The 17324-nt window shown below is 68.4% G+C and carries 22 protein-coding genes and 1 tRNA gene; 13 read left to right on the forward strand and 10 right to left on the reverse strand.

Features of this window, described 5'->3' with window-relative positions; all coding sequences use genetic code 11:
- Positions 1-180 precede the first annotated feature (180 nt).
- The 5 genes from C6N31_RS07995 to C6N31_RS08010 all read left to right on the forward strand — a co-directional run bounded on the left by C6N31_RS07995 (position 181) and on the right by C6N31_RS08010 (position 3704).
- Positions 181-1641, forward strand: a complete 1461-nt coding sequence (locus tag C6N31_RS07995) for an amino acid permease (protein WP_138356597.1) — start codon at positions 181-183, stop codon at positions 1639-1641.
- Between the two features lie 152 nt (positions 1642-1793).
- Positions 1794-2204, forward strand: a complete 411-nt coding sequence (locus C6N31_RS08000) for a M67 family metallopeptidase (protein WP_138356598.1) — start codon at positions 1794-1796, stop codon at positions 2202-2204.
- A gap of 58 nt (positions 2205-2262) precedes the next feature.
- Positions 2263-2367: a putative leader peptide gene (locus C6N31_RS46040; RefSeq protein ID WP_331284098.1), complete on the forward strand. Its 105-nt coding sequence runs from the start codon at positions 2263-2265 to the stop codon at positions 2365-2367.
- Positions 2368-2448: 81 nt separating this feature from the next.
- Positions 2449-2754 carry a MoaD/ThiS family protein gene (locus C6N31_RS08005; protein ID WP_198357312.1) on the forward strand — a complete coding sequence of 102 codons (306 nt, stop codon included), beginning with the start codon at positions 2449-2451 and terminating at the stop codon, positions 2752-2754.
- On the forward strand, positions 2754-3704 hold the full coding sequence (locus C6N31_RS08010; RefSeq protein WP_198357313.1) for a PLP-dependent cysteine synthase family protein: 951 nt from the start codon (positions 2754-2756) through the stop codon (positions 3702-3704). The genes C6N31_RS08005 and C6N31_RS08010 overlap by 1 nt, the downstream gene beginning before the upstream one ends.
- Before the next feature lie 55 nt (positions 3705-3759).
- Here the strand turns inward: C6N31_RS08010 and C6N31_RS08015 are convergent, their stop codons facing one another.
- Positions 3760-4224 carry a type II toxin-antitoxin system PemK/MazF family toxin gene (locus C6N31_RS08015; protein WP_164295466.1) on the reverse strand — a complete coding sequence of 155 codons (465 nt, stop codon included), beginning with the start codon at positions 4222-4224 and terminating at the stop codon, positions 3760-3762.
- Between the two features lie 225 nt (positions 4225-4449).
- Between C6N31_RS08015 and C6N31_RS08020 the strand changes: the two genes are divergently transcribed.
- Positions 4450-5202: an MBL fold metallo-hydrolase gene (locus tag C6N31_RS08020; RefSeq protein ID WP_138356602.1), complete on the forward strand. Its 753-nt coding sequence runs from the start codon at positions 4450-4452 to the stop codon at positions 5200-5202.
- A 6-nt stretch (positions 5203-5208) separates the two neighbouring features.
- Here C6N31_RS08020 and C6N31_RS08025 read toward each other — a convergent pair whose 3' ends face one another.
- The 4 genes from C6N31_RS08025 to C6N31_RS08040 form a co-directional block, all read right to left on the reverse strand.
- Positions 5209-5604: a type II toxin-antitoxin system VapC family toxin gene (locus C6N31_RS08025; protein ID WP_138356603.1), complete on the reverse strand. Its 396-nt coding sequence runs from the start codon at positions 5602-5604 to the stop codon at positions 5209-5211.
- Positions 5601-5867 (reverse strand): hypothetical protein, encoded by a 267-nt coding sequence (locus C6N31_RS08030; RefSeq protein ID WP_138356604.1) that lies wholly within the window; start codon positions 5865-5867, stop codon positions 5601-5603. Before C6N31_RS08030 ends, C6N31_RS08025 begins: the two co-directional genes overlap by 4 nt.
- A gap of 106 nt (positions 5868-5973) precedes the next feature.
- A complete protein-coding gene (locus C6N31_RS08035) occupies positions 5974-7224 on the reverse strand; it encodes a PTS transporter subunit EIIC (RefSeq protein WP_138356605.1) in 1251 nt (416 codons plus the stop codon).
- Positions 7225-7443: 219 nt separating this feature from the next.
- The gene (locus C6N31_RS08040; RefSeq protein ID WP_138356606.1) at positions 7444-8745 is read right to left on the reverse strand and encodes a PTS transporter subunit EIIC; all 1302 of its coding nucleotides are present in this window, start codon (positions 8743-8745) and stop codon (positions 7444-7446) included.
- A gap of 237 nt (positions 8746-8982) precedes the next feature.
- Here C6N31_RS08040 and C6N31_RS08045 point away from each other — a divergent pair, with 237 nt between their 5' ends.
- From C6N31_RS08045 to rdgB, 4 genes are all read left to right on the forward strand, one after another.
- On the forward strand, positions 8983-9222 hold the full coding sequence (locus C6N31_RS08045) for a PTS sugar transporter subunit IIB (RefSeq protein ID WP_138356607.1): 240 nt from the start codon (positions 8983-8985) through the stop codon (positions 9220-9222).
- A 153-nt stretch (positions 9223-9375) separates the two neighbouring features.
- Positions 9376-10098: a ribonuclease PH gene (gene rph, locus C6N31_RS08050; RefSeq protein WP_138356608.1), complete on the forward strand. Its 723-nt coding sequence runs from the start codon at positions 9376-9378 to the stop codon at positions 10096-10098.
- 137 nt (positions 10099-10235) lie between these two features.
- Positions 10236-10625: a hypothetical protein gene (locus C6N31_RS08055; RefSeq protein WP_138356609.1), complete on the forward strand. Its 390-nt coding sequence runs from the start codon at positions 10236-10238 to the stop codon at positions 10623-10625.
- A gap of 39 nt (positions 10626-10664) precedes the next feature.
- Positions 10665-11267, forward strand: a complete 603-nt coding sequence (rdgB, locus tag C6N31_RS08060; RefSeq protein WP_138356610.1) for an RdgB/HAM1 family non-canonical purine NTP pyrophosphatase — start codon at positions 10665-10667, stop codon at positions 11265-11267.
- A 49-nt stretch (positions 11268-11316) separates the two neighbouring features.
- Here the strand turns inward: rdgB and C6N31_RS08065 are convergent.
- The 4 genes from C6N31_RS08065 to bcp all read right to left on the reverse strand — a co-directional run bounded on the left by C6N31_RS08065 (position 11317) and on the right by bcp (position 13710).
- Positions 11317-11390, reverse strand: a tRNA-Leu gene (locus C6N31_RS08065).
- Between the two features lie 26 nt (positions 11391-11416).
- Positions 11417-12271, reverse strand: a complete 855-nt coding sequence (locus C6N31_RS08070; RefSeq protein ID WP_138356611.1) for an HNH endonuclease signature motif containing protein — start codon at positions 12269-12271, stop codon at positions 11417-11419.
- On the reverse strand, positions 12268-12894 hold the full coding sequence (locus C6N31_RS08075) for an HNH endonuclease signature motif containing protein (protein ID WP_138356612.1): 627 nt from the start codon (positions 12892-12894) through the stop codon (positions 12268-12270). The genes C6N31_RS08070 and C6N31_RS08075 overlap by 4 nt, the downstream gene beginning before the upstream one ends.
- 348 nt (positions 12895-13242) lie before the next feature.
- Positions 13243-13710 carry a thioredoxin-dependent thiol peroxidase gene (bcp, locus tag C6N31_RS08080; RefSeq protein ID WP_138356613.1) on the reverse strand — a complete coding sequence of 156 codons (468 nt, stop codon included), beginning with the start codon at positions 13708-13710 and terminating at the stop codon, positions 13243-13245.
- 131 nt (positions 13711-13841) lie between these two features.
- Between bcp and C6N31_RS08085 the strand changes: the two genes are divergently transcribed.
- From C6N31_RS08085 to C6N31_RS08095, 3 genes are all read left to right on the forward strand, one after another.
- The gene (locus C6N31_RS08085; protein WP_138356614.1) at positions 13842-14165 is read left to right on the forward strand and encodes a DUF3618 domain-containing protein; all 324 of its coding nucleotides are present in this window, start codon (positions 13842-13844) and stop codon (positions 14163-14165) included.
- Between the two features lie 49 nt (positions 14166-14214).
- The gene (locus C6N31_RS08090; RefSeq protein WP_138356628.1) at positions 14215-14517 is read left to right on the forward strand and encodes a GroES family chaperonin; all 303 of its coding nucleotides are present in this window, start codon (positions 14215-14217) and stop codon (positions 14515-14517) included.
- A gap of 98 nt (positions 14518-14615) precedes the next feature.
- On the forward strand, positions 14616-14936 hold the full coding sequence (locus C6N31_RS08095; protein ID WP_138356615.1) for a DMT family transporter: 321 nt from the start codon (positions 14616-14618) through the stop codon (positions 14934-14936).
- 13 nt (positions 14937-14949) lie between these two features.
- On the opposite strand, the gene C6N31_RS08100 is transcribed toward C6N31_RS08095, so the two are convergent.
- Complete coding sequence (locus C6N31_RS08100) at positions 14950-17217, reverse strand: transglycosylase domain-containing protein (RefSeq protein ID WP_198357314.1); 2268 nt, start codon at positions 17215-17217, stop codon at positions 14950-14952.
- Positions 17218-17324 lie beyond the last annotated feature (107 nt).

Below are 17324 nucleotides of genomic sequence, written 5' to 3' on the forward strand. Positions count from 1 at the left end.
CGGCGGGGACTGGAAACGGAGCGTCAGCCACCGCGCCAGTCCCCGACCCTACTCAGCCCGTGGTACTAATTCCGACCACTGGCCGGGACGCCATCCCTGTTCCGCCAGGCGCTGAGCCGGCCGATCGCCGGCTCGCAACTCCACTGTCCGGGGGGATATGGAGAAAGGCGCACCACCACCATGCCGACGGAACACACCGGGCACCACGACGACGCGGCCGCCGCGCCCGTCAGCGAAGAGGGCTACCAGCGAGGGCTCGGCAGCCGGCAGATCCAGATGATCGCCATCGGCGGTGCCATCGGCACCGGCCTCTTCCTGGGCGCCGGCAAGGCCATCCATCAGGCCGGACCGAGCCTGATCATGATGTACGCCATCGCCGGCGTCATCATCTTCTTCATCATGCGGGCCCTGGGCGAACTGCTCACCTACCGCCCCGTGTCCGGCTCCTTCGCCGACTACGCCCGCGAGTTCCTGGGCCCGTTCTGGGGGTTCGTCACCGGCTGGACGTACTGGCTGATGTGGGTGGTAACCGGCATGGCCGAGGTCACCGCCGCCTCGGTGTACATCACCTACTGGTGGAAGGACATCCCCCAGTGGATCTCCGCCCTGATCTTCCTGCTGGTGCTCTTCGGAGTGAACCTCATCTCGGTGAAGGTCTTCGGCGAGGTCGAGTTCTGGTTCTCGATGATCAAGGTCACCGCGATCATCGGCATGATCCTCATCGGGATCGGCGTTCTGACCATCGGGTTCTCCGCCGCCGGCGACACCGCCTCGCTCAGCCATCTGTGGGGTGACGGCGGGGTCTTCCCCAACGGCGTCGGCAAGTCCCTCATGACGCTGCAGATCGTGATGTTCGCCTACCTCGCCGTCGAACTCGTCGGCGTCACCGCCGGTGAGGCCGAGAACCCCCGCGAGACGCTCCCCAAGGCCATCAACACGCTGCCCTGGCGGATCGGCGTCTTCTACGTCGGCGCGCTCATCGTGATCCTCGGCGTCGTCTCCTGGACCGAGTTCCAGCCGGGCGTCAGCCCGTTCGTGGCCGCCTTCGCCAAGATCGGCATCCCGTTCGGCGCGGCCATCGTGAACTTCGTGGTCCTCACCGCCGCCCTGTCGTCCTGCAACTCCGGCATGTACTCCACCGGCCGCATGCTGCGCGACCTGGCCGTCAACGGGCAGGGCCCCAGGGCCTTCGCCAAGCTCAACTCACGCCAGACCCCGGCCACCGGCATCCTCGTCTCCGTCGCCCTGATGGGCATCGGCGTCTGGATCAACTACGTCGACCCGGACGGCGCCTTCACCTACATCACCGCCTTCGCCACCGTCGCCGGCGTCTGGACCTGGGCGATGATCCTCATCTCCCATCTGCGCTACCGCGCGGCGGTCAAGGCCGGCCGCGCCGCCGAAGCCTGGTTCAAGGCGCCGGGCGCCCCGTACACCAGCTGGATCGCGCTGATCTTCCTGGCCGGCGTGATGGTCCTGATCGGCATCGACAAGGACGCCCGGATTTCGCTCTACAGCGCTCCCGTGTGGTTCGCGATCCTCGGCATCGGGTACGCCTGGCTCAAGCGGAAGAACCCGGAGGCGTTCGCCCCCAAGCCGCACGTCGCCCCGGAACCCGCACTGGCCGACGCCGCGAGCTGAACCACCGCGCGCCGAAGCCACCACCTGCCGCGAAGGCCCGCCCCCGCACCCCTGGGGCGGGCCTTCGTACGCTTCGCGCGCTGTTACTTTTCCCGCCCGTCGCCCACCCCCACCCTTGCAGTGGGCGCTTCGCGCGCTGTTACTTTTTCCCAATGCTCACCATCACGCAGGAGATCCACGACGCGATCGTCGCCCACGCCCGCGCCGACCACCCCGACGAGGCGTGCGGCATCGTCGCGGGACCTGAGGGCAGCGGCCGCCCCGAGCGCTTCATCCCCATGCTGAACGCGGCCCGCTCACCCACGTTCTACGAGTTCGACTCCACCGACCTGCTCAAGCTCTACCGCGACCTGGACGACCGCGACGAGGAGCCGGTGATCGTCTACCACTCGCACACCGCCACCGAGGCGTACCCGTCCCGTACCGACATCACCTACGCGAACGAGCCTGGCGCGCACTACGTCCTGGTCTCGACCGCGGAGGAGTTCCAGTTCCGCTCGTTCCGCATTGTGGACGGGGTCGTGACCGAAGAAGACGTGCGGGTAGTGGCCTCCGGCGCCTGAGGTCCGAATCGTGGGACGCCTGTCTCGGACCGCGCCCGGGAATCGATACGATGAGCCCATGGTTCCCCACGACGTGAAGAACAACCCGCCGGGCATGCTGCTCGTCGCGCGGCTGCACGTCGACCTCTGCCGTGTCGCCAGCGCCGCCTGTCCGCGCGCCTGAGCACTGCCGCCACCCCCGGCACGCCGCACAGCACGCCCGCACGTCCCCCCGTCTGACGCCCGCATGTAACGGAGCCCACCCATGGCCATCGAGGTCCGCATTCCGACCATCCTCCGCACCTACACCGACGGCGCCAAGGCCGTCGACGGTGCGGGCAGCACGCTCGACGAACTCTTCGCGGACCTCGAGAGCCGGCACACCGGAATCCGCGAGCGCATCGTCGTCGACGGCGGCCTGCGCCGATTCGTCAACGTCTACCTCAACGACGAGGACGTCCGCTTCCTCGACGGCATCAGCACCAAGCTCACCGACGGTGACAGCGTCACGATCCTGCCGGCCGTCGCCGGCGGCTCCGGCTCCGCGGCGACCGAAACGAACGCTGTCTGATGCGCTACGACAGCCCGCTGGCGGCGGTGGGCAACACCCCGCTCGTCCGCCTCCCGCGCCTGTCCCCGTCCGACGCCGTCAGCGTCTGGGCCAAACTGGAGGACCGCAACCCCACCGGCTCGATCAAGGACCGCCCCGCGCTCCACATGATCGAGCAGGCCGAGGCGGACGGCCGGCTCACCCCCGGCTGCACCATCCTCGAACCCACCTCGGGCAACACCGGCATCTCGCTGGCCATGGCCGCGCGCCTCAAGGGCTACCGCATCGTCTGCGTCATGCCCGAGAACACCTCGTCGGAGCGGCGCGAACTGCTCGCGATGTGGGGCGCCGAGATCATCTCCTCACCGGCCGCGGGCGGCTCCAACACCGCCGTCCGGATGGCCAAGGAGATCTCCGCCGAACACCCCGACTGGGTGATGCTCTACCAGTACGGCAACCCCGCCAACGCGGGCGCCCACTACGCGACCACCGGCCCGGAGATCCTCACGGACCTCCCCACCATCACCCACTTCGTCGCCGGCCTGGGCACCACCGGCACCCTGATGGGCGTCGGCCGCTACCTGCGCGAGAAGGTCCCCGGAGTCGCCATCGTCGCCGCCGAGCCCCGCTACGACGACATCGTCTACGGACTGCGCAACCTCGACGAGGGCTTCGTCCCCGAGCTCTACGACGAGTCCGTCCTCACCACCCGCTTCTCCGTCGGATCCGAGGACGCCGTCCGCCGCACCCGCGAGCTCCTCCAGCAGGAGGGCATCTTCGCCGGCGTCTCCACCGGCGCTGCCCTGCACGCCGCACTCGGCGTCGCCGCCAAGGCCCACAAGGCGGGGGAGCGTGCCGACATCGTCTTCGTCGTCGCCGACGGCGGCTGGAAGTACCTCTCCACCGGCATCTACACCGCCCCCAGCACCGAAGCCGCGGTCCAACAGCTGCACGGCCAGCTCTGGGCCTGACCACCCCCGCGCACCCACGCGGCGCCGGCCGGCCCACCCGGGCGGCCGGCCGCGGTCAGCGCACCATCCGCCGCACCTGCTGCCACAGCGCCGCGTCCAGCACACCCGCCCGGCGGCGGAACGCCGCGGAGCGCACCTCCCGCAGCTCGTCGGTCTCCAGATAACTCGTACGGCCCTGCGCGTCGCCCACGGTTCCCGGCGGCAGGGCGATCACCCCCGGCAGCTCCTCGTGGTACTTGCTGGTGATCTTCGCGACGCGCACCGTGCCCCCCTTCACGGACAGCACCAGACACGGCCGGTCCTTCGCCCCCGACCCGTCCTCGAACGGCACGTCCGCCCACCAGATCTCCCCCGCGGCCGGCGCCCGCCGCCCGCCACGCCCGGGCCCCGGACGATCCGCCGCGCGCGGCGGCCGCACCGGACCACCGGGCCGCCGCCGCGCCGCCGACCGCGTCCACACCGAGAAAACAGCCAGTACGACCACGGCCGCGACCGCCACCAACCACCAGGTCATGTCCATATGGGCTCCCACAGTCGAAAATCTGTCGAAGAAGATCCTCAATCGGAACCGACCGTACCGGCCGCCCCTCGTACTGGTGATTCCGCCCACAACAGGGCACGGAGGAGGCGCGTCGGCCCGCCCCGCGCCTTACTCTCGTCAACACATGGCGGACCGCACCCGCCTAACCCCCCACTCCAACCGGTATGGGGGCGATCTGTGGCGCGCCCACGGAGGTTTCACGGCATGAAGCTCACCGTCGTCGGCTGCTCGGGTTCGTTCCCGTCCGCGGAATCGGCCTGCTCGAGCTACCTCGTCGAGGCCGACGGTTTCCGGCTGCTGCTCGACATGGGCAACGGAGCCCTGGGCGAACTGCAGCGCCACTGCGGCCTCTACGACCTGGACGCGGTCCTGCTCAGCCATCTGCACGCCGATCACTGCATCGACATGTGCGGCTACTTCGTGGCCCGTTACTACCGCCACGACGGCGGCCCCGCCGACGCCATCCCCGTCTACGGCCCCGAAGGCACCGAGCGCCGGCTCTCCACCGCCTACGGCGACATGCCCGACGAGAAGTGCATGAGCGAGGTCTTCGACTTCCGCACCCTGGAACCCGGCAGCTTCACGCTCGGCCCCTTCACCATCACCACCGACCGGGTCAGCCACCCCGTCGAAGCGTTCGGCTTCCGCATCGAACACGACGGCCGGACCCTGACGTACTCCGGTGACACCGGCCCCTGCGACGCGCTGCTCGGCCTCGCCGACGGCACCGACCTCTTCCTGTGCGAAGCCTCCTTCACCCACGGCAAGGAAGACATCCCCGAGCTGCACCTCAACGGTCGCCAGGCCGGCGAACACGCCGACCGCGCCGGCGCCGGGCGCCTCGTCCTCACCCACATCCCGCCGTGGACCGACCCCGCCCGCAACCTCACCGACGCCCGCGCCGTCTTCGACGGCCCGGTGGAACTCGCCACGTCGGGCGCGGTGTACGAGATCTGAGCCGCGTCAGTCGATGACGTCGACGGTGCAGCGCAGGCCGGAAGCGCGCGCCAGGCGGCCATCCGTGGTCACCAGGGTGCACCGGTACGCCTCGGCGGCCGCCACATACGCCGCGTCATAGGCGGTGACGTTGCCCCGGAGTTCCCACATCCGGGGCAGTAACACCCTGGTGAGTGGCACGACCGGATCGATCCGGGCCAGCGCGTCAACAGCGTCGGCCGCGTGTCGCGCGCTGATCTTCCCTCCCAGCAGGTTGCCCCTCACCACCGAGAGCACCTCGACCATCCAGTGTTCAGGGGCGATCCACCGGTCGTCGGCGGCGAGTGCCGCTCGGCAGCGGTCGCCCGTCGGCCCCTCGTCGAGCAGGGAGAAGGCGAAGACCGAGGCATCGACAACGATCATCCGGTGCCACCGGGCAGGCCCATGGTCGTGTCACGCTCAGTCCGTTCGGCGCCCAGCGTGCCGAGGACGTCGTCCCGGGTGAGCCGGGTCCCGTAGGAGTGCCTGGAGAAACGCTGCAGCTCGGCCACGTTGTCCCGGCGCCTGACTTCGTCATTGACGACGTCGAGCAGGTAGTTCTGCAGCGACTGCCCGCGTTCCTGCGCTATGGCGGCGAGTTTGTTGCGCAGTTCGTCGGGGACGTCACGAATCTGGAGAGCGACCATGACTCCAGGCTACACCGGTTGCATGCATCTTTGCATGCGCGAGGCCCCCGGAACCGTACGGTTCCGGGGGCCTCGCGCCGTTCTCAACGAGCGGGGTTCACCCGGCTCACGCCTTGGTGAGGTCCTCGATCTCCTCCTCGGGCTCGCGGCCCGGGGTGATGAGGTTGAACTTGGTGATCGCGAAGCGGAAGACCACGTAGTAGATCACCGCGAAGCAGAGCCCGATCGGGATGATCAGCCACGGCTTGGTGGCGAGGTTCCAGTTCAGGAAGTAGTCGATGAAGCCGGCCGAGAAGGTGAAGCCGGCGTGCACGCCCAGCGCCCAGGTGACGGCCATCGAGACGGCGGTCAGCAGCGCGTGGATCACGTAGAGCACCGGGGCGATGAACATGAACGAGAACTCGATCGGCTCGGTGATGCCGGTGACGAACGAGGTCAGCGCGAGCGAGATCATCATGCCCATGACGGCCTTGCGGCGCTCGGGGCGGGCGCAGTGCGCGATGGCGATGGCGGCGGCCGGCAGGCCGAACATCATGATCGGGAAGAAGCCCGACATGAACTGTCCAGCGGTGGGGTCACCGGCGAAGAACCGGGTCAGGTCGCCGTGCACGACCTCGCCCGCGGAGTTCTTGAAGTCACCGAGCTGGAACCAGGAGACCGAGTTCACGAACTGGTGCATGCCGACCGGGATCAGCGCGCGGTTGATGAGGCCGAACAGACCGGCGCCCACGGCGCCCAGACCGGTCATCCACTCACCGAAGTTGCTGATGACCTTGCCGACCGGCTCCCAGCCGAGGCCGAATACGACACCGACGAGCGTGCCGACGAAGGCCATGATGATCGGCACCAGGCGGCGGCCGTTGAAGAAGCCGAGCCAGTCGACCAGCTGCTTGCGGTGGTAGCGCTGCCACAGGACCGCGGCGAGCAGACCCATGATGATGCCGCCGAGGACGCCGGGGTTGTTGTAGACCGCCGGGTCGTCCTTGCCCGCCTTGATGACGGCGTCGGTGACCGGGAACGCCTTCAGGACGTTGCTGTAGACCAGGAAGCCGACCAGCGCGGCGAGCGCGGTCGAGCCGTCGGCCTTCTTGGCGAAGCCGATCGCCACACCGATACAGAACAGCATCGGCAGGTTGTCGAAGACCGCGCCGCCGGCGGTCGCGAAGACCGCCGCGACCTTGTGCCAGCCGAGGCCCTTGTCGCCGAAGACATCGTCCTGGCCGAGGCGGAGCAGGATGCCCGCGGCCGGCAGAACGGCGATCGGCAGCTGGAGGCTGCGACCGACCTTCTGCAGACCGGAAAAGAGACCGGAGCCCCGCTTCTTCGCGGGGGCCGCCGTAGCGGTGGCCGTACTCATCAGATTCCTCCTGGTGAGGCGGGCACTTCAAGGGGGACGGCCCGCCGCTATGGTCTATACCACTGAGTGGTGTAGACCAGTTTTAACACGTCGGGGCGGGATAAAGGAATCCCCAGTTCCGGTGGTCTAAACCACATGCCGAACGGCCCCCGGGTCCAAGGACTCGGGGGCCGTTCGGGGCGGGACTTCATGCCCGGATTTCTCCGGGTGGCCATCGCGCTACTTGATGTTCTCCTGCACCAGTTCCTCCTCGACGTCCTCCGGCTCCCGGCCGGGCGTCGCGAGGTTGAACTTGGTGATCACGAAGCGGAAGAGGGCGTAGTACACCACCGCGAAGGCGAGCCCGATCGGAATGATCAACCAGGGCTTGGTGGCCAGCCCCCAGTTGAGGCCGTAGTCGATCAGACCCGCCGAGAAACTGAAGCCGTCATGCACGCCGAGGCCCCAGGTGACGGCCAGCGAGACACCGGTCAGTACCGCATGGATCGCGTACAGCACCGGTGCGATGAAGAGGAACGAGTACTCGATCGGCTCGGTGATACCGGTGACCAGCGACGTCAGACCGATCGACACCATCATGCCGGTGATCTCCTTGCGGCGGTGCGGCTTGGCGCAGTGCGCCATCGCCAGCGCCGCGGCAGGCAGGGCGAACATCATGATCGGGAAGAAGCCCGAGGTGAACTGGCCGGCCGTCGGGTCGCCCGCCAGGAAGCGGGGGATGTCACCGTGCACGACCGCGCCGTCCGGCTTGGTGAAGTCGCCGAACTGGAAGAACACGAACACGTTCAGGAACTGGTGCAGGCCGATGACGAGCAGCGCGCGGTTGGCCACACCGAAGATGCCGGACCCGACCGAGCCCAGGTCGACCAGCCACTTGCTGAAGCTGGTGAGCGCGTCGCCGATCGGCGGCCAGACCCACAGGCAGATCACCGCGAAGACGATCGCCACGAAGGCCATGATGATCGGGACCAGCCGGCGCCCGTTGAAGAAGCCGAGCCAGTCCACCAGCTTCGTCCGGTGATAGCGCATCCAGAAGTAGGACGTCGCCAGGCCGATCACGATGCCGCCGAAGACCCCCGGGTTCTGGAAGGCGGCCGCGGTGACCGTCGTACCCTCCAGGCAGACCCCGGTGGAGAACTTGGCGGCGCCGCCGCAGTCCACCGGGAACTGGCGCAGCACGTTGAAGTAGACGAGGAAGCCCACCACCGCGGCCAGCGCGGTCGAGCCGTCCGCCTTCTTGGCCATGCCAATCGCCACACCCACGGCGAACAGCATCGGCAGGCCCAACGAGCCGTCCAGCAGCGCACCTCCGGCGCCGTTGAAGACTTTGGCGACCTTGTCCCAGCCCAGCCCGTCCGCGCCGAAGACATCCGGCTGGCCGAGCCGGTTCAGGATGCCCGCCGCCGGAAGCACCGCGATCGGCAACTGCAGGCTGCGGCCCATCTTCTGCAGCCCCTGGAAGAGGACACTGGTCCACTTCTTCCGGGGCTGCTGCCCGACGGCGGCGTTGTCCGAACTCATCGGTGGCCTCCTGGTGGCTGCCGGTCAGGCGGCTGTCGTGTCGCCTCTGTTTTGTCGCCTGGCCCAAAGTGGTGTAGACCATTTACGACGTGGGTGGCACTACGCCCCCGAGGGCACGGCACCAGTGATCGTTATCTTTCGTCACAAACCGGAACCCTGCCCGCGAAGATGGGCCAAACGTGCGTTACCGTTTGAAACCGGGCCGGGCCGCCGGGCCGAGACACTCAGGAGTGAGCAATGGCCACCAAGGCTGAGCAGATCGTCGCCGGACTCGGCGGACTCGACAACATCGAAGAGGTCGAGGGCTGCATCACCCGCCTCCGCACCGAGGTGAAGGACCCCGGCCTCGTCGACGAGGCCGCCCTCAAGAAGGCCGGCGCCCACGGCGTCGTCAAGATGGGCACCGCGATCCAGGTCGTCATCGGCACCGACGCCGACCCCATCGCCGCCGACATCGAAGACATGATGGACAACTGAGCTCACCGGACAACTGAGCCCAGCGCACAACTGAGCCGACCGCACAACTGAGCTCACCGCACAACTGAGCTCACCCCTCAGCGCACCACCGACACCCGCGGGGGCCCGTTCCGACCGGAACGGGCCCCCGCCGTTTGTCGATAGGGTCGAACCATGTCTCGATTCGATGGCCGCACCCCCGAACAGCTCCGCCCCGTCACCATCCAGCGCGGATGGAGCAAGCACGCCGAGGGCTCGGTCCTCGTCTCCTTCGGCGACACCAAAGTCCTCTGCACCGCCAGCGCCACCCAAGGCGTACCCCGCTGGCGCAAGGGCAGCGGCGAAGGCTGGGTCACCGCCGAATACTCCATGCTCCCGCGCGCCACCAACACCCGCGGCGACCGCGAATCCGTCCGCGGCAAGATCGGCGGCCGCACCCACGAGATCTCCCGCCTCATCGGCCGCTCACTGCGCGCCGTCATCGACTACAAGGCCCTCGGCGAGAACACCATCGTCCTCGACTGCGACGTCCTCCAGGCCGACGGCGGCACCCGCACCGCCGCCATCACCGGCGCCTACGTCGCCCTCGCCGACGCCGTCACCTGGATGCAGCAGAAGAAGCTCATCCGCGCCACCGCCAAACCCCTCACCGGCACCGTCGCCGCCGTCAGCGTCGGCATCGTCGACGGCGTACCCCTCCTCGACCTCGCCTACGAGGAAGACGTCAAGGCCGAGACCGACATGAACGTCGTCTGCACCGGCGACGGCCGCTTCATCGAGGTCCAGGGCACCGCGGAAGGCGCCCCCTTCGACCGCACCGAACTCAACGCCCTCCTCGACCTCGCCGTCGGCGGCTGCGCCGAACTGACAGCAGCTCAGCTCGCCGTACTGGGCTAGTACTCACCGCTGATACCGACCGCTGATACCCATCGCGAAACCTGTCACTTTCGCGCAACCAGGCAACTGGGGCGCCACGCGGCGCGTGTCTACCGATACAGATCTCACACGGAGATCCCCGGGGGAGGAACCCACCCATGGCCACGCGCCGCCGCATCACCGTCGCCGCCCTCGCCGCGGCCGCCGCCCTGACGCTCCCGGCCGCCGCCGGCTGCAGCGCCATCGACAAGGCACTCGACTGCGCCCACGTGGCCGCCGTGGTCGCGGGCGACGTCCAGAACCTGCAGAACGCCGTCAGCAACGCCGGCAACAGCCCGCAGGACGCCGTCAACGCCCTCGACCAGATCTCCCGCGACCTCAAGGACGTCGGCAACAAGACCGGCAACGCCGACGTCAGCAAGGCCGTCAACGACCTCAACACCGCGGTCAAGAACGCCCGCACAGCCGCCAACAACGGAACCACCCCGGACGTGACGCCGGTCGCGGACGCGGCCGGCGAACTCACCAAGGTCTGCACCCCGGGCTGACGGCCGGGCCGCGCTTCCCGCCAGGAGATAATCGACGCCATGCAGCGCCTTGTCCTCGCGACCCGAAACGCCCACAAAGTCACCGAACTCCGCGCCATCCTCGCCGACACAGGTCTCGCCGTGGACCTCGTCGGCGCGGACGCCTACCCCGAGATCCCCGACGTCAAGGAAACCGGCGTCACCTTCGCCGAGAACGCCCTCCTCAAGGCCCACGCCCTGGCCCAGGCCACCGGCCTGCCCGCCGTCGCCGACGACTCCGGCCTCTGCGTCGACGTCCTCGGCGGCGCCCCCGGCATCTTCTCCGCCCGCTGGGCCGGCACCCACGGCGACGACGCCGCCAACCTCGCCCTCCTGCTCGCCCAGCTCTCCGACATCGACGACACCCACCGCGCCGCGCACTTCGCCTGCGCGGCAGCCCTCGCCCTCCCCGACGGCACCGAACGCGTCGTGGAAGGCCGCCTCCCCGGCACCCTCCGCCACACGCCTACGGGAACCGGCGGCTTCGGCTACGACCCGATCCTCCAACCGCTCGGTGACACCCGCACTTGCGCGGAACTGACTCCGTCGGAGAAGAACGCGATCAGCCACCGGGGGGAAGCGTTCCGGGCGCTGGCACCGATCGTGGCCGAACTTCTTGGCTGAGAACAGCGATATGGCCATTCCCTTGTGCAAGGGAATGGCCATATTCATGTGGGCCCGGTGGGATTCGAACCCACGACACACCGGACCTAAACCGGCGCCCTCTAGCCACTGGGGTACAGGCCCTACGGTTTAAGTATATCACTAAGTGGTCAGCCTGGCAAGCTGATCATCGCGCGTGGATCTCGCCTGCCGAACGTCACCGTCTGACTGTGGCAGGACGGACAGAGGTATCGCAGGTTCTCCGACCGGTTGTCCAGCCGGTCGCCGTTGATGTGGTCGATCTCCAACACGAGCCGCTTACCCCGCCAGGTGTCCCCGACGCCGCATGCTCCGCATGTGTGAGGAACCCCGATCTCGTCGAGTGCGCGCCGCAACATGACGGTCTTGGCGCGTGCGGAACCGGATTCGAGACGCCGCAGGATGTCCGACGCCGACTGGCGGTTCGGGGACGGCCTACCCCGGCGGTGCCCCTGCCCTGTGAAGTGCGCGGACGACAGGCCGTGCACGCCGATGCTGCGCTTGACGTGTGCGCGAGCTGCCCCGTTGTCGGCCAGGCCGAGGTGCTTGAGTACTCCGGCAAGGCTCCTGGACTCCGCAACTGCGGCGCTCAGTCGGTCGAGAGGTAGCGGACTCCCGCCGTATCTGCGCCCGCTGGTGAAGTGCGAGGTGTCGATGCCGAAGCGGTCGAGCTTCTTTCTGATGTGGCCGTACGGGCTGTCGTCCGGCGGGTAGCCCATGAACTCGAGCATCTCGCGGATGCTGTGGGAGCAGGCAGCTGCCTCCTCGAGCAGAGCCCTCGGGTACGCCCGGCGCTCCCGCTCGGGAAGAGGCTCGTCGACGAAGTGCGACGTGTCGATGCCGTAGTGCCGCAGACGGTCACGCAGGTACCTGTACGGACCGCTTCCCAGCGGCGCGCCCAGCCTGCGCAGAAGGTCCACGAGGCTGGTGGAGATGGTTGCCGTTCGGGCCAGGAGATCGCGGGGGTAGGAGACGGATCCGCTCATGCCGTGGCCCTCCGCTTGCGGCCGCGATAAGTGTCTGTCACGGCATGGCAGTTGGGGCAGAGCAGGCGCAGGTTCTCCCGGCGGTTGTCCCACCAGTCGCCGTTGATGTGGTCGACCTCGAGGCGGAGGGGTCTGGCATTCCATTCCGTGCCGGTGCCGCACATCGCGCATGTCTCCTGCACCCCGCTGCGCAGCAGCTCGCGGCGTAAGCGCTCGCCCGGAATCCTGCCGTCCGCCGGTGTTCCCAGGACGAGACGGTCGCCGGTCGGCCGTTTCGGACGGCTCCTGCCGAGCGCCGAGAAGTGCGACGTGTCGAGGCCCAACGCGGTGATGCGGCGGCCGATGTGGGCCTGGTTGCCGCCGACCGGGTTGATCCCGAGGCGGCGGACGACCTCGGCGACGCTGCGCGAGCAGGCGACGAGTTCGCGCAGGATCGGTTCGGTGTGCCGCACCCGCCCGGTGGCGAAGTGCGAGATGTCGATGCCCGCTTCCGCCATCTTGGTGCGGAGATAGCTTCGGCTACCCGGGGTCGGATCACCTCCGCACCACCGGACGGCCTCGTCGAGGTTCGTCGTTTCGCGGGCGGCTTCGGTGAGGAGTTCGCGGGTGTATCTGATGGACATGGGGATCCCCCTCCGGATCGGGTCGGTGGGAGGGGGATTCCGTGCAGCCGCGACCGGGGGAATCCCTCGCTCACCGGTGGTGGCTGCAGAGCCCTGGGTGCGGCCGCGTGTCGCAGCCTCGTACGTATTAACGAGGCATTCGGGTGACGGTCACGCCGGGCGGGTCAGAAGCGGGGGGACGGGGACCGGGCGGCGCAGAGTTCTGCGGCTTCGGCGTCGGTGGGCGGGTCCGCACAGGGGGTCCTCTCGTTCGATGGTTCTCGTCCGAGGGGGTCTTCTGCGCGATGGGTGCGGGAGTAGACCAAAGCCCCCGTTCTCCGGACTTTGGTCACTCCGCCGCTGGTCCGCTCAGACCTTGAGGTCCTTGATGAGCTTGGCGACGTGGCCGGTGGCCTTGACGTTGTAGAAGGCGTGTTCGACCTTGCCGTCGGCGCCGACGATGACGGTGGAGCGGATGACGCCGGTGACGGTCTTGCCGTAGAGCTTCTTCTCGCCGAAGGCGGCGTAGGCCTCGAGGACCTTCTTGTCGGGATCGCCCACCAGGGTGACCTTGAGGTTTTCCTTTTCGCGGAACTTGGCGAGCTTCTCGGGCTTGTCGGGGGAGACGCCGATCACGTCGTAGCCGGCGGCGGCGAGCAGGTCGAGGTTGTCGGTGAAGTCGCAGGCCTGCTTGGTGCAGCCGGGGGTGAGGGCGGCCGGGTAGAAGTACACGATGACTTTGCGGCCCGCGTGGTCGGCGAGGGAGACGGGCTTTCCGTCGGCGTCCGGGAGGGTGAAGGCGGGGGCGGTGTCGCCGGGCTGGAGGCGTTCGGTCATGGGTGGTGGCTCCTTACGCGGTACACGCGGGGTACTCCCGGGTACGCAAACGGGGTGCCGACGGGGCGCGGTCCGCGTCGGGCTGACAGACTGTCCGTCACGGTACCGGTCTAGGCGTTGGAGGCAGTGCGGTGTCGGAAGGCAGGACTCCCGCTCAGATTGAGGCGGAGATCTCCCGTAGGCGGCAGGATCTGGCCGCGACGCTGGACGAGATCGCGGTAAGGGTGCATCCGAGTACGGTCGCGCGGGACATGAAGGCGAAGGCCTTCTCCGCTGTGGACCGCACGGCGGGCCGGGCCTTCGTGGGGGTGAATCGCGCGGTGAGTGACGCGCGCGGGCACTTCGTGTCCGAGGACGGTGTGCTGCGGGTGGACCGGGTGGTGCCGGTGGCGGTGGCCGCGGTGGCGCTGGTCGCCGTGGTGGCCGGGCTCTCGGTCCGCCGGCGTCGCCGGTAACGTCGTCGCCGTGAGTTCCAAGAATGAGCACGACAAGCTGCCCATCCGGATGCTGCATGACCGGGTGCTGGTCAGGGCCGAAGGTTCCGAGGGGGAGCGCCGCTCGGGTGGCGGCATCCTCATCCCCGCCACGGCCGCGGTGGGCCGGCGGCTGGCGTGGGCCGCGGTGGTCGCGGTGGGCCAGAACGTGCGGACCGTGGAGGTCGGGGACCGGGTGCTGTACGACCCGGAGGACCGGGCCGAGGTCGAGGTGCGGGGTGTCGCGTACGTGCTGATGCGCGAGCGGGATCTGCACGCGGTCGCGGCGGAGCGGCTGCAGGGGTCGGAGGACTCCACGGGCCTTTATCTGTAGTTTGCTATGGTCGGAGAGAGCCCGACGAGACGCGCCGTACCGGGACCCATGCAAAGACGACGCACCCCCTGGAAGCAAGTAACCATGGAGGTGCCGTCATGGCATGGGTCCTTTTGTGCGTCGCGGGTCTGGTCGAGGTCGCCTGGTCGATCGGTATGAAGTACACCGAGGGGTTCACCCGGCTGTGGCCGAGTGTGTTCACGGGTGCGGGCATCGTGGTGAGCATGGTGCTGCTGGCGCAGGCGGCGAAGACGCTGCCGATCGGTACGGCGTACGGCGTGTGGGTGGGCATCGGTGCTGCCGGGGCGGCGGTCCTGGGCATGGTGGTGCTGGGTGAGCCGGCGACCGCCGCCCGGATCTTCTTCATCTGTCTGCTGCTGGTGGCTGTCGTGGGCCTGAAGGCCACTTCGGGCCACTAACCCCGGCCTGGGCCTAGCCCCCGTCCGGGCCGCCGCCCCCGCCGTTCCCGCCGCCTCCGCCGACCGCTCCGCCGCTGGGCAGCAGGGTCGGGGGTCCGCTGGTCTCGGGCGGGGTCTCGGTGGGGGTTTCCGTCGGGGTTTCCGACGGCGTCTCGGACGGGGTCTGGGACGGTGTCTGCGACGGGGTCCGGGAGGGCGTCTGCGACGGGGTCTCCGACGGTGTCGCTGACGTGGGCGGTGTGCTGGGGGCCTCGGTCGGGGCGGTGGCGCCGTCCTGCGGTTCGAGGTCGAAGTCGATGTCCTCGGTGCCGCTGAGGGCGGCCTCGGTGTAGGCGGCCCAGACCTCGCCGGGCGCGCCGCCGCCGTTGACGCGGGGTACTCCGAGTGCGCCATTGAGCGATTCGAGTTTGCCGGTGTCGGAGTTCTGGCCCATCACGGCGACGACGGTGACGAGGTTCGGGGTGTAGCCGGCGAACCAGGCGGCTTTGTCGTCGTCGATGGTGCCGGTCTTGGCGGCGGAGGTCCGGCCGGACTCCTGGGCGACGGAGGCGGTGCCGCCGTCGACGACGCTCTGCAGGATGGAGGTGGTGGTGTCGGCGGCCTCACGGGAGACGGCCTGCTTGGCGTCGCGCTTGGGGAGACTGAGGTCGCCGCCGTCCTTGGTGATCTTCTCGACGAGGGTGTACGGGATGTACTTGCCGTGGTTGGCGAGGGTCGCGTAGCCCTGGGCCATGGCGAGGGGGCTGGCTTCCATGGTGCCGAGCGCCATCGAGGGCAAGGCGTTGAGCGTTTTGGTGGCCGGCAGGCCCAGCGCGTGCACGGTGTTGACGACGTTGTCGGGACCGACGTCCTGGGCCATCTGCGCGTAGACCGCGTTGACCGAGTTGTCCATGGCCTTGGTGACGGTGATGTCGCCGTAGTCCCGCTGGTCCTCGTTGGGCGGCGCGTAGCCGACGGGGCCGTTGGGGCCGATCACCGGGCGGCGGTTGTCGCCGTCGTAGATGGTGCGCGGGGTGATCGTGCGGCCGTCCTGCGTCTGGGAGTTGTTCTGGACGGCGGAGGCGAAGATGTAGGGCTTGAACGTCGAGCCGACCTGGTAGTCGCTCCGGGTGGCGTTGTTGACGTACTGCTTGGTGTAGTCGATGCCGCCGTACATGGCGACGACCTTGCCGGTGGCGGGGTCGATGGAGGCGCCGCCGGCGCGGACGTAGCTGTCGGCCTTGGTGGTGCCGAGCTTGTCGTAGACCTTCTTCTTGGTGGCGGCGACGAAGGCGTCCTCCTTGTCCTTCTGGATCGTGGTGACGATCCGGTAGCCGCCGGCGCGCAGGGTTTCCGCGTCGATGATGTTGTTGTCGTCGAGGTAGTCGTTGACGGCCTCGATGAGGTAGCCGCGCTGGCCGGTCTTGCTGGCGGCGGGCTTGGGCTTGCCGGGGGTGGGGAACTTGATGACGGCGCGTTCGGCGGCGTTGAGCCAGCCTTCCTTCACCATGCCGTCGAGGACGTAGTTCCACCGGGCCTGGGCCTTGGGGAGGTTCTGCGGGTGGGCGACGACGTCGTACTCGCTGGGGGCGTTGAGGAGAGTGGCGAGGTAGGCGCCTTCGGCGGTGGTGAGTTTGTCGGCGTCCTTGCTGAAGTAGGCCTGGGAGGCGGCCTGGATGCCGTAGGAGTTGCGGCCGAAGTAGCTGGTGTTCAGATACCCCTCAAGGATTTCGTCCTTGGTTTCATTGCGGTCGAGTTTGATCGCGATGAAGAATTCCTTGACCTTGCGAAGTGCGGTCTGCTCCTGGTTGAGGTAATAGTTCTTCACGTACTGCTGGGTGATCGTGGAGCCGGACTGTTTGCCCTTGCCGGTGACGGTGTTCCAGGCGGCGCGGATCATCGCTTTCGGGCTGACGGCGGACTCGTGGTAGAAGCCGCGGTCCTCGGCGGAGAGCGCCGCGTACTGGGCGGTCCTGGCGATCTGGGCGAGGCTGACGCTCTCGCGGTTGATCTCGCCGTCGCGGGCCAGTTCGGTCTTGCCGTCGGCGTAGAAATAGACGTTGCTCTGCGCGGTGGCGGCGGCGTTGGGGTTCGGGATCGGCACCAGGGCGTAGCCGATGAAGAACCCGCCGACGAGGATGAGCAGGACGATGATGACCGTGCTGGTCACCATCCGCCAGGTCGGGATGAGCCGGCCGAGGCCGGTCCGCTTGGGCCGTCCCCTCCGGTTGAGGACCGGCGGTCGGGGCTCCCAGCCTGGCGAAGCGTTACTGCTTTTCTGCTGCTCCGGCTCGTCGCTCATGTCTGTTAGGACTCCTCCGCCGCCGCCGGGGTTGGTCCGCGACGGAACATCTTGGGTCAATCGTTACGTACGCCCCGTTGAACACTGTCGCATCATCCGTGCTTGTG

The organism is Streptomyces fildesensis, from assembly GCF_016107395.1.
Lineage (GTDB): Bacteria > Actinomycetota > Actinomycetes > Streptomycetales > Streptomycetaceae > Actinacidiphila > Actinacidiphila fildesensis.

Excerpts from the sequence above, each read along its gene's own strand:
- C6N31_RS08020 (WP_138356602.1), top strand. The coding sequence starts at position 4,450 with ATGAAGCTCACCGTCGTCGGCTGCTCGGGTTCGTTCCCGTCCGCGGAA.
- C6N31_RS08045 (WP_138356607.1), top strand. The coding sequence starts at position 8,983 with ATGGCCACCAAGGCTGAGCAGATCGTCGCCGGACTCGGCGGACTCGAC.
- C6N31_RS08010 (WP_198357313.1), top strand. The coding sequence starts at position 2,754 with ATGCGCTACGACAGCCCGCTGGCGGCGGTGGGCAACACCCCGCTCGTC.
- C6N31_RS08055 (WP_138356609.1), top strand. The coding sequence starts at position 10,236 with ATGGCCACGCGCCGCCGCATCACCGTCGCCGCCCTCGCCGCGGCCGCC.
- C6N31_RS08035 (WP_138356605.1), bottom strand. The coding sequence starts at position 7,224 with ATGAGTACGGCCACCGCTACGGCGGCCCCCGCGAAGAAGCGGGGCTCC.
- rph (WP_138356608.1), top strand. The coding sequence starts at position 9,376 with ATGTCTCGATTCGATGGCCGCACCCCCGAACAGCTCCGCCCCGTCACC.
- C6N31_RS08070 (WP_138356611.1), bottom strand. The coding sequence starts at position 12,271 with ATGAGCGGATCCGTCTCCTACCCCCGCGATCTCCTGGCCCGAACGGCA.
- C6N31_RS08000 (WP_138356598.1), top strand. The coding sequence starts at position 1,794 with ATGCTCACCATCACGCAGGAGATCCACGACGCGATCGTCGCCCACGCC.
- C6N31_RS08040 (WP_138356606.1), bottom strand. The coding sequence starts at position 8,745 with ATGAGTTCGGACAACGCCGCCGTCGGGCAGCAGCCCCGGAAGAAGTGG.
- C6N31_RS08075 (WP_138356612.1), bottom strand. The coding sequence starts at position 12,894 with ATGTCCATCAGATACACCCGCGAACTCCTCACCGAAGCCGCCCGCGAA.
- C6N31_RS08005 (WP_198357312.1), top strand. The coding sequence starts at position 2,449 with ATGGCCATCGAGGTCCGCATTCCGACCATCCTCCGCACCTACACCGAC.
- rdgB (WP_138356610.1), top strand. The coding sequence starts at position 10,665 with ATGCAGCGCCTTGTCCTCGCGACCCGAAACGCCCACAAAGTCACCGAA.
- C6N31_RS08030 (WP_138356604.1), bottom strand. The coding sequence starts at position 5,867 with ATGGTCGCTCTCCAGATTCGTGACGTCCCCGACGAACTGCGCAACAAA.
- C6N31_RS08090 (WP_138356628.1), top strand. The coding sequence starts at position 14,215 with ATGCTGCATGACCGGGTGCTGGTCAGGGCCGAAGGTTCCGAGGGGGAG.
- C6N31_RS07995 (WP_138356597.1), top strand. The coding sequence starts at position 181 with ATGCCGACGGAACACACCGGGCACCACGACGACGCGGCCGCCGCGCCC.
- C6N31_RS08025 (WP_138356603.1), bottom strand. The coding sequence starts at position 5,604 with ATGATCGTTGTCGATGCCTCGGTCTTCGCCTTCTCCCTGCTCGACGAG.
- bcp (WP_138356613.1), bottom strand. The coding sequence starts at position 13,710 with ATGACCGAACGCCTCCAGCCCGGCGACACCGCCCCCGCCTTCACCCTC.
- C6N31_RS08015 (WP_164295466.1), bottom strand. The coding sequence starts at position 4,224 with ATGGACATGACCTGGTGGTTGGTGGCGGTCGCGGCCGTGGTCGTACTG.
- C6N31_RS08100 (WP_198357314.1), bottom strand. The coding sequence starts at position 17,217 with ATGAGCGACGAGCCGGAGCAGCAGAAAAGCAGTAACGCTTCGCCAGGC.
- C6N31_RS46040 (WP_331284098.1), top strand. The coding sequence starts at position 2,263 with ATGGTTCCCCACGACGTGAAGAACAACCCGCCGGGCATGCTGCTCGTC.
- C6N31_RS08095 (WP_138356615.1), top strand. The coding sequence starts at position 14,616 with ATGGCATGGGTCCTTTTGTGCGTCGCGGGTCTGGTCGAGGTCGCCTGG.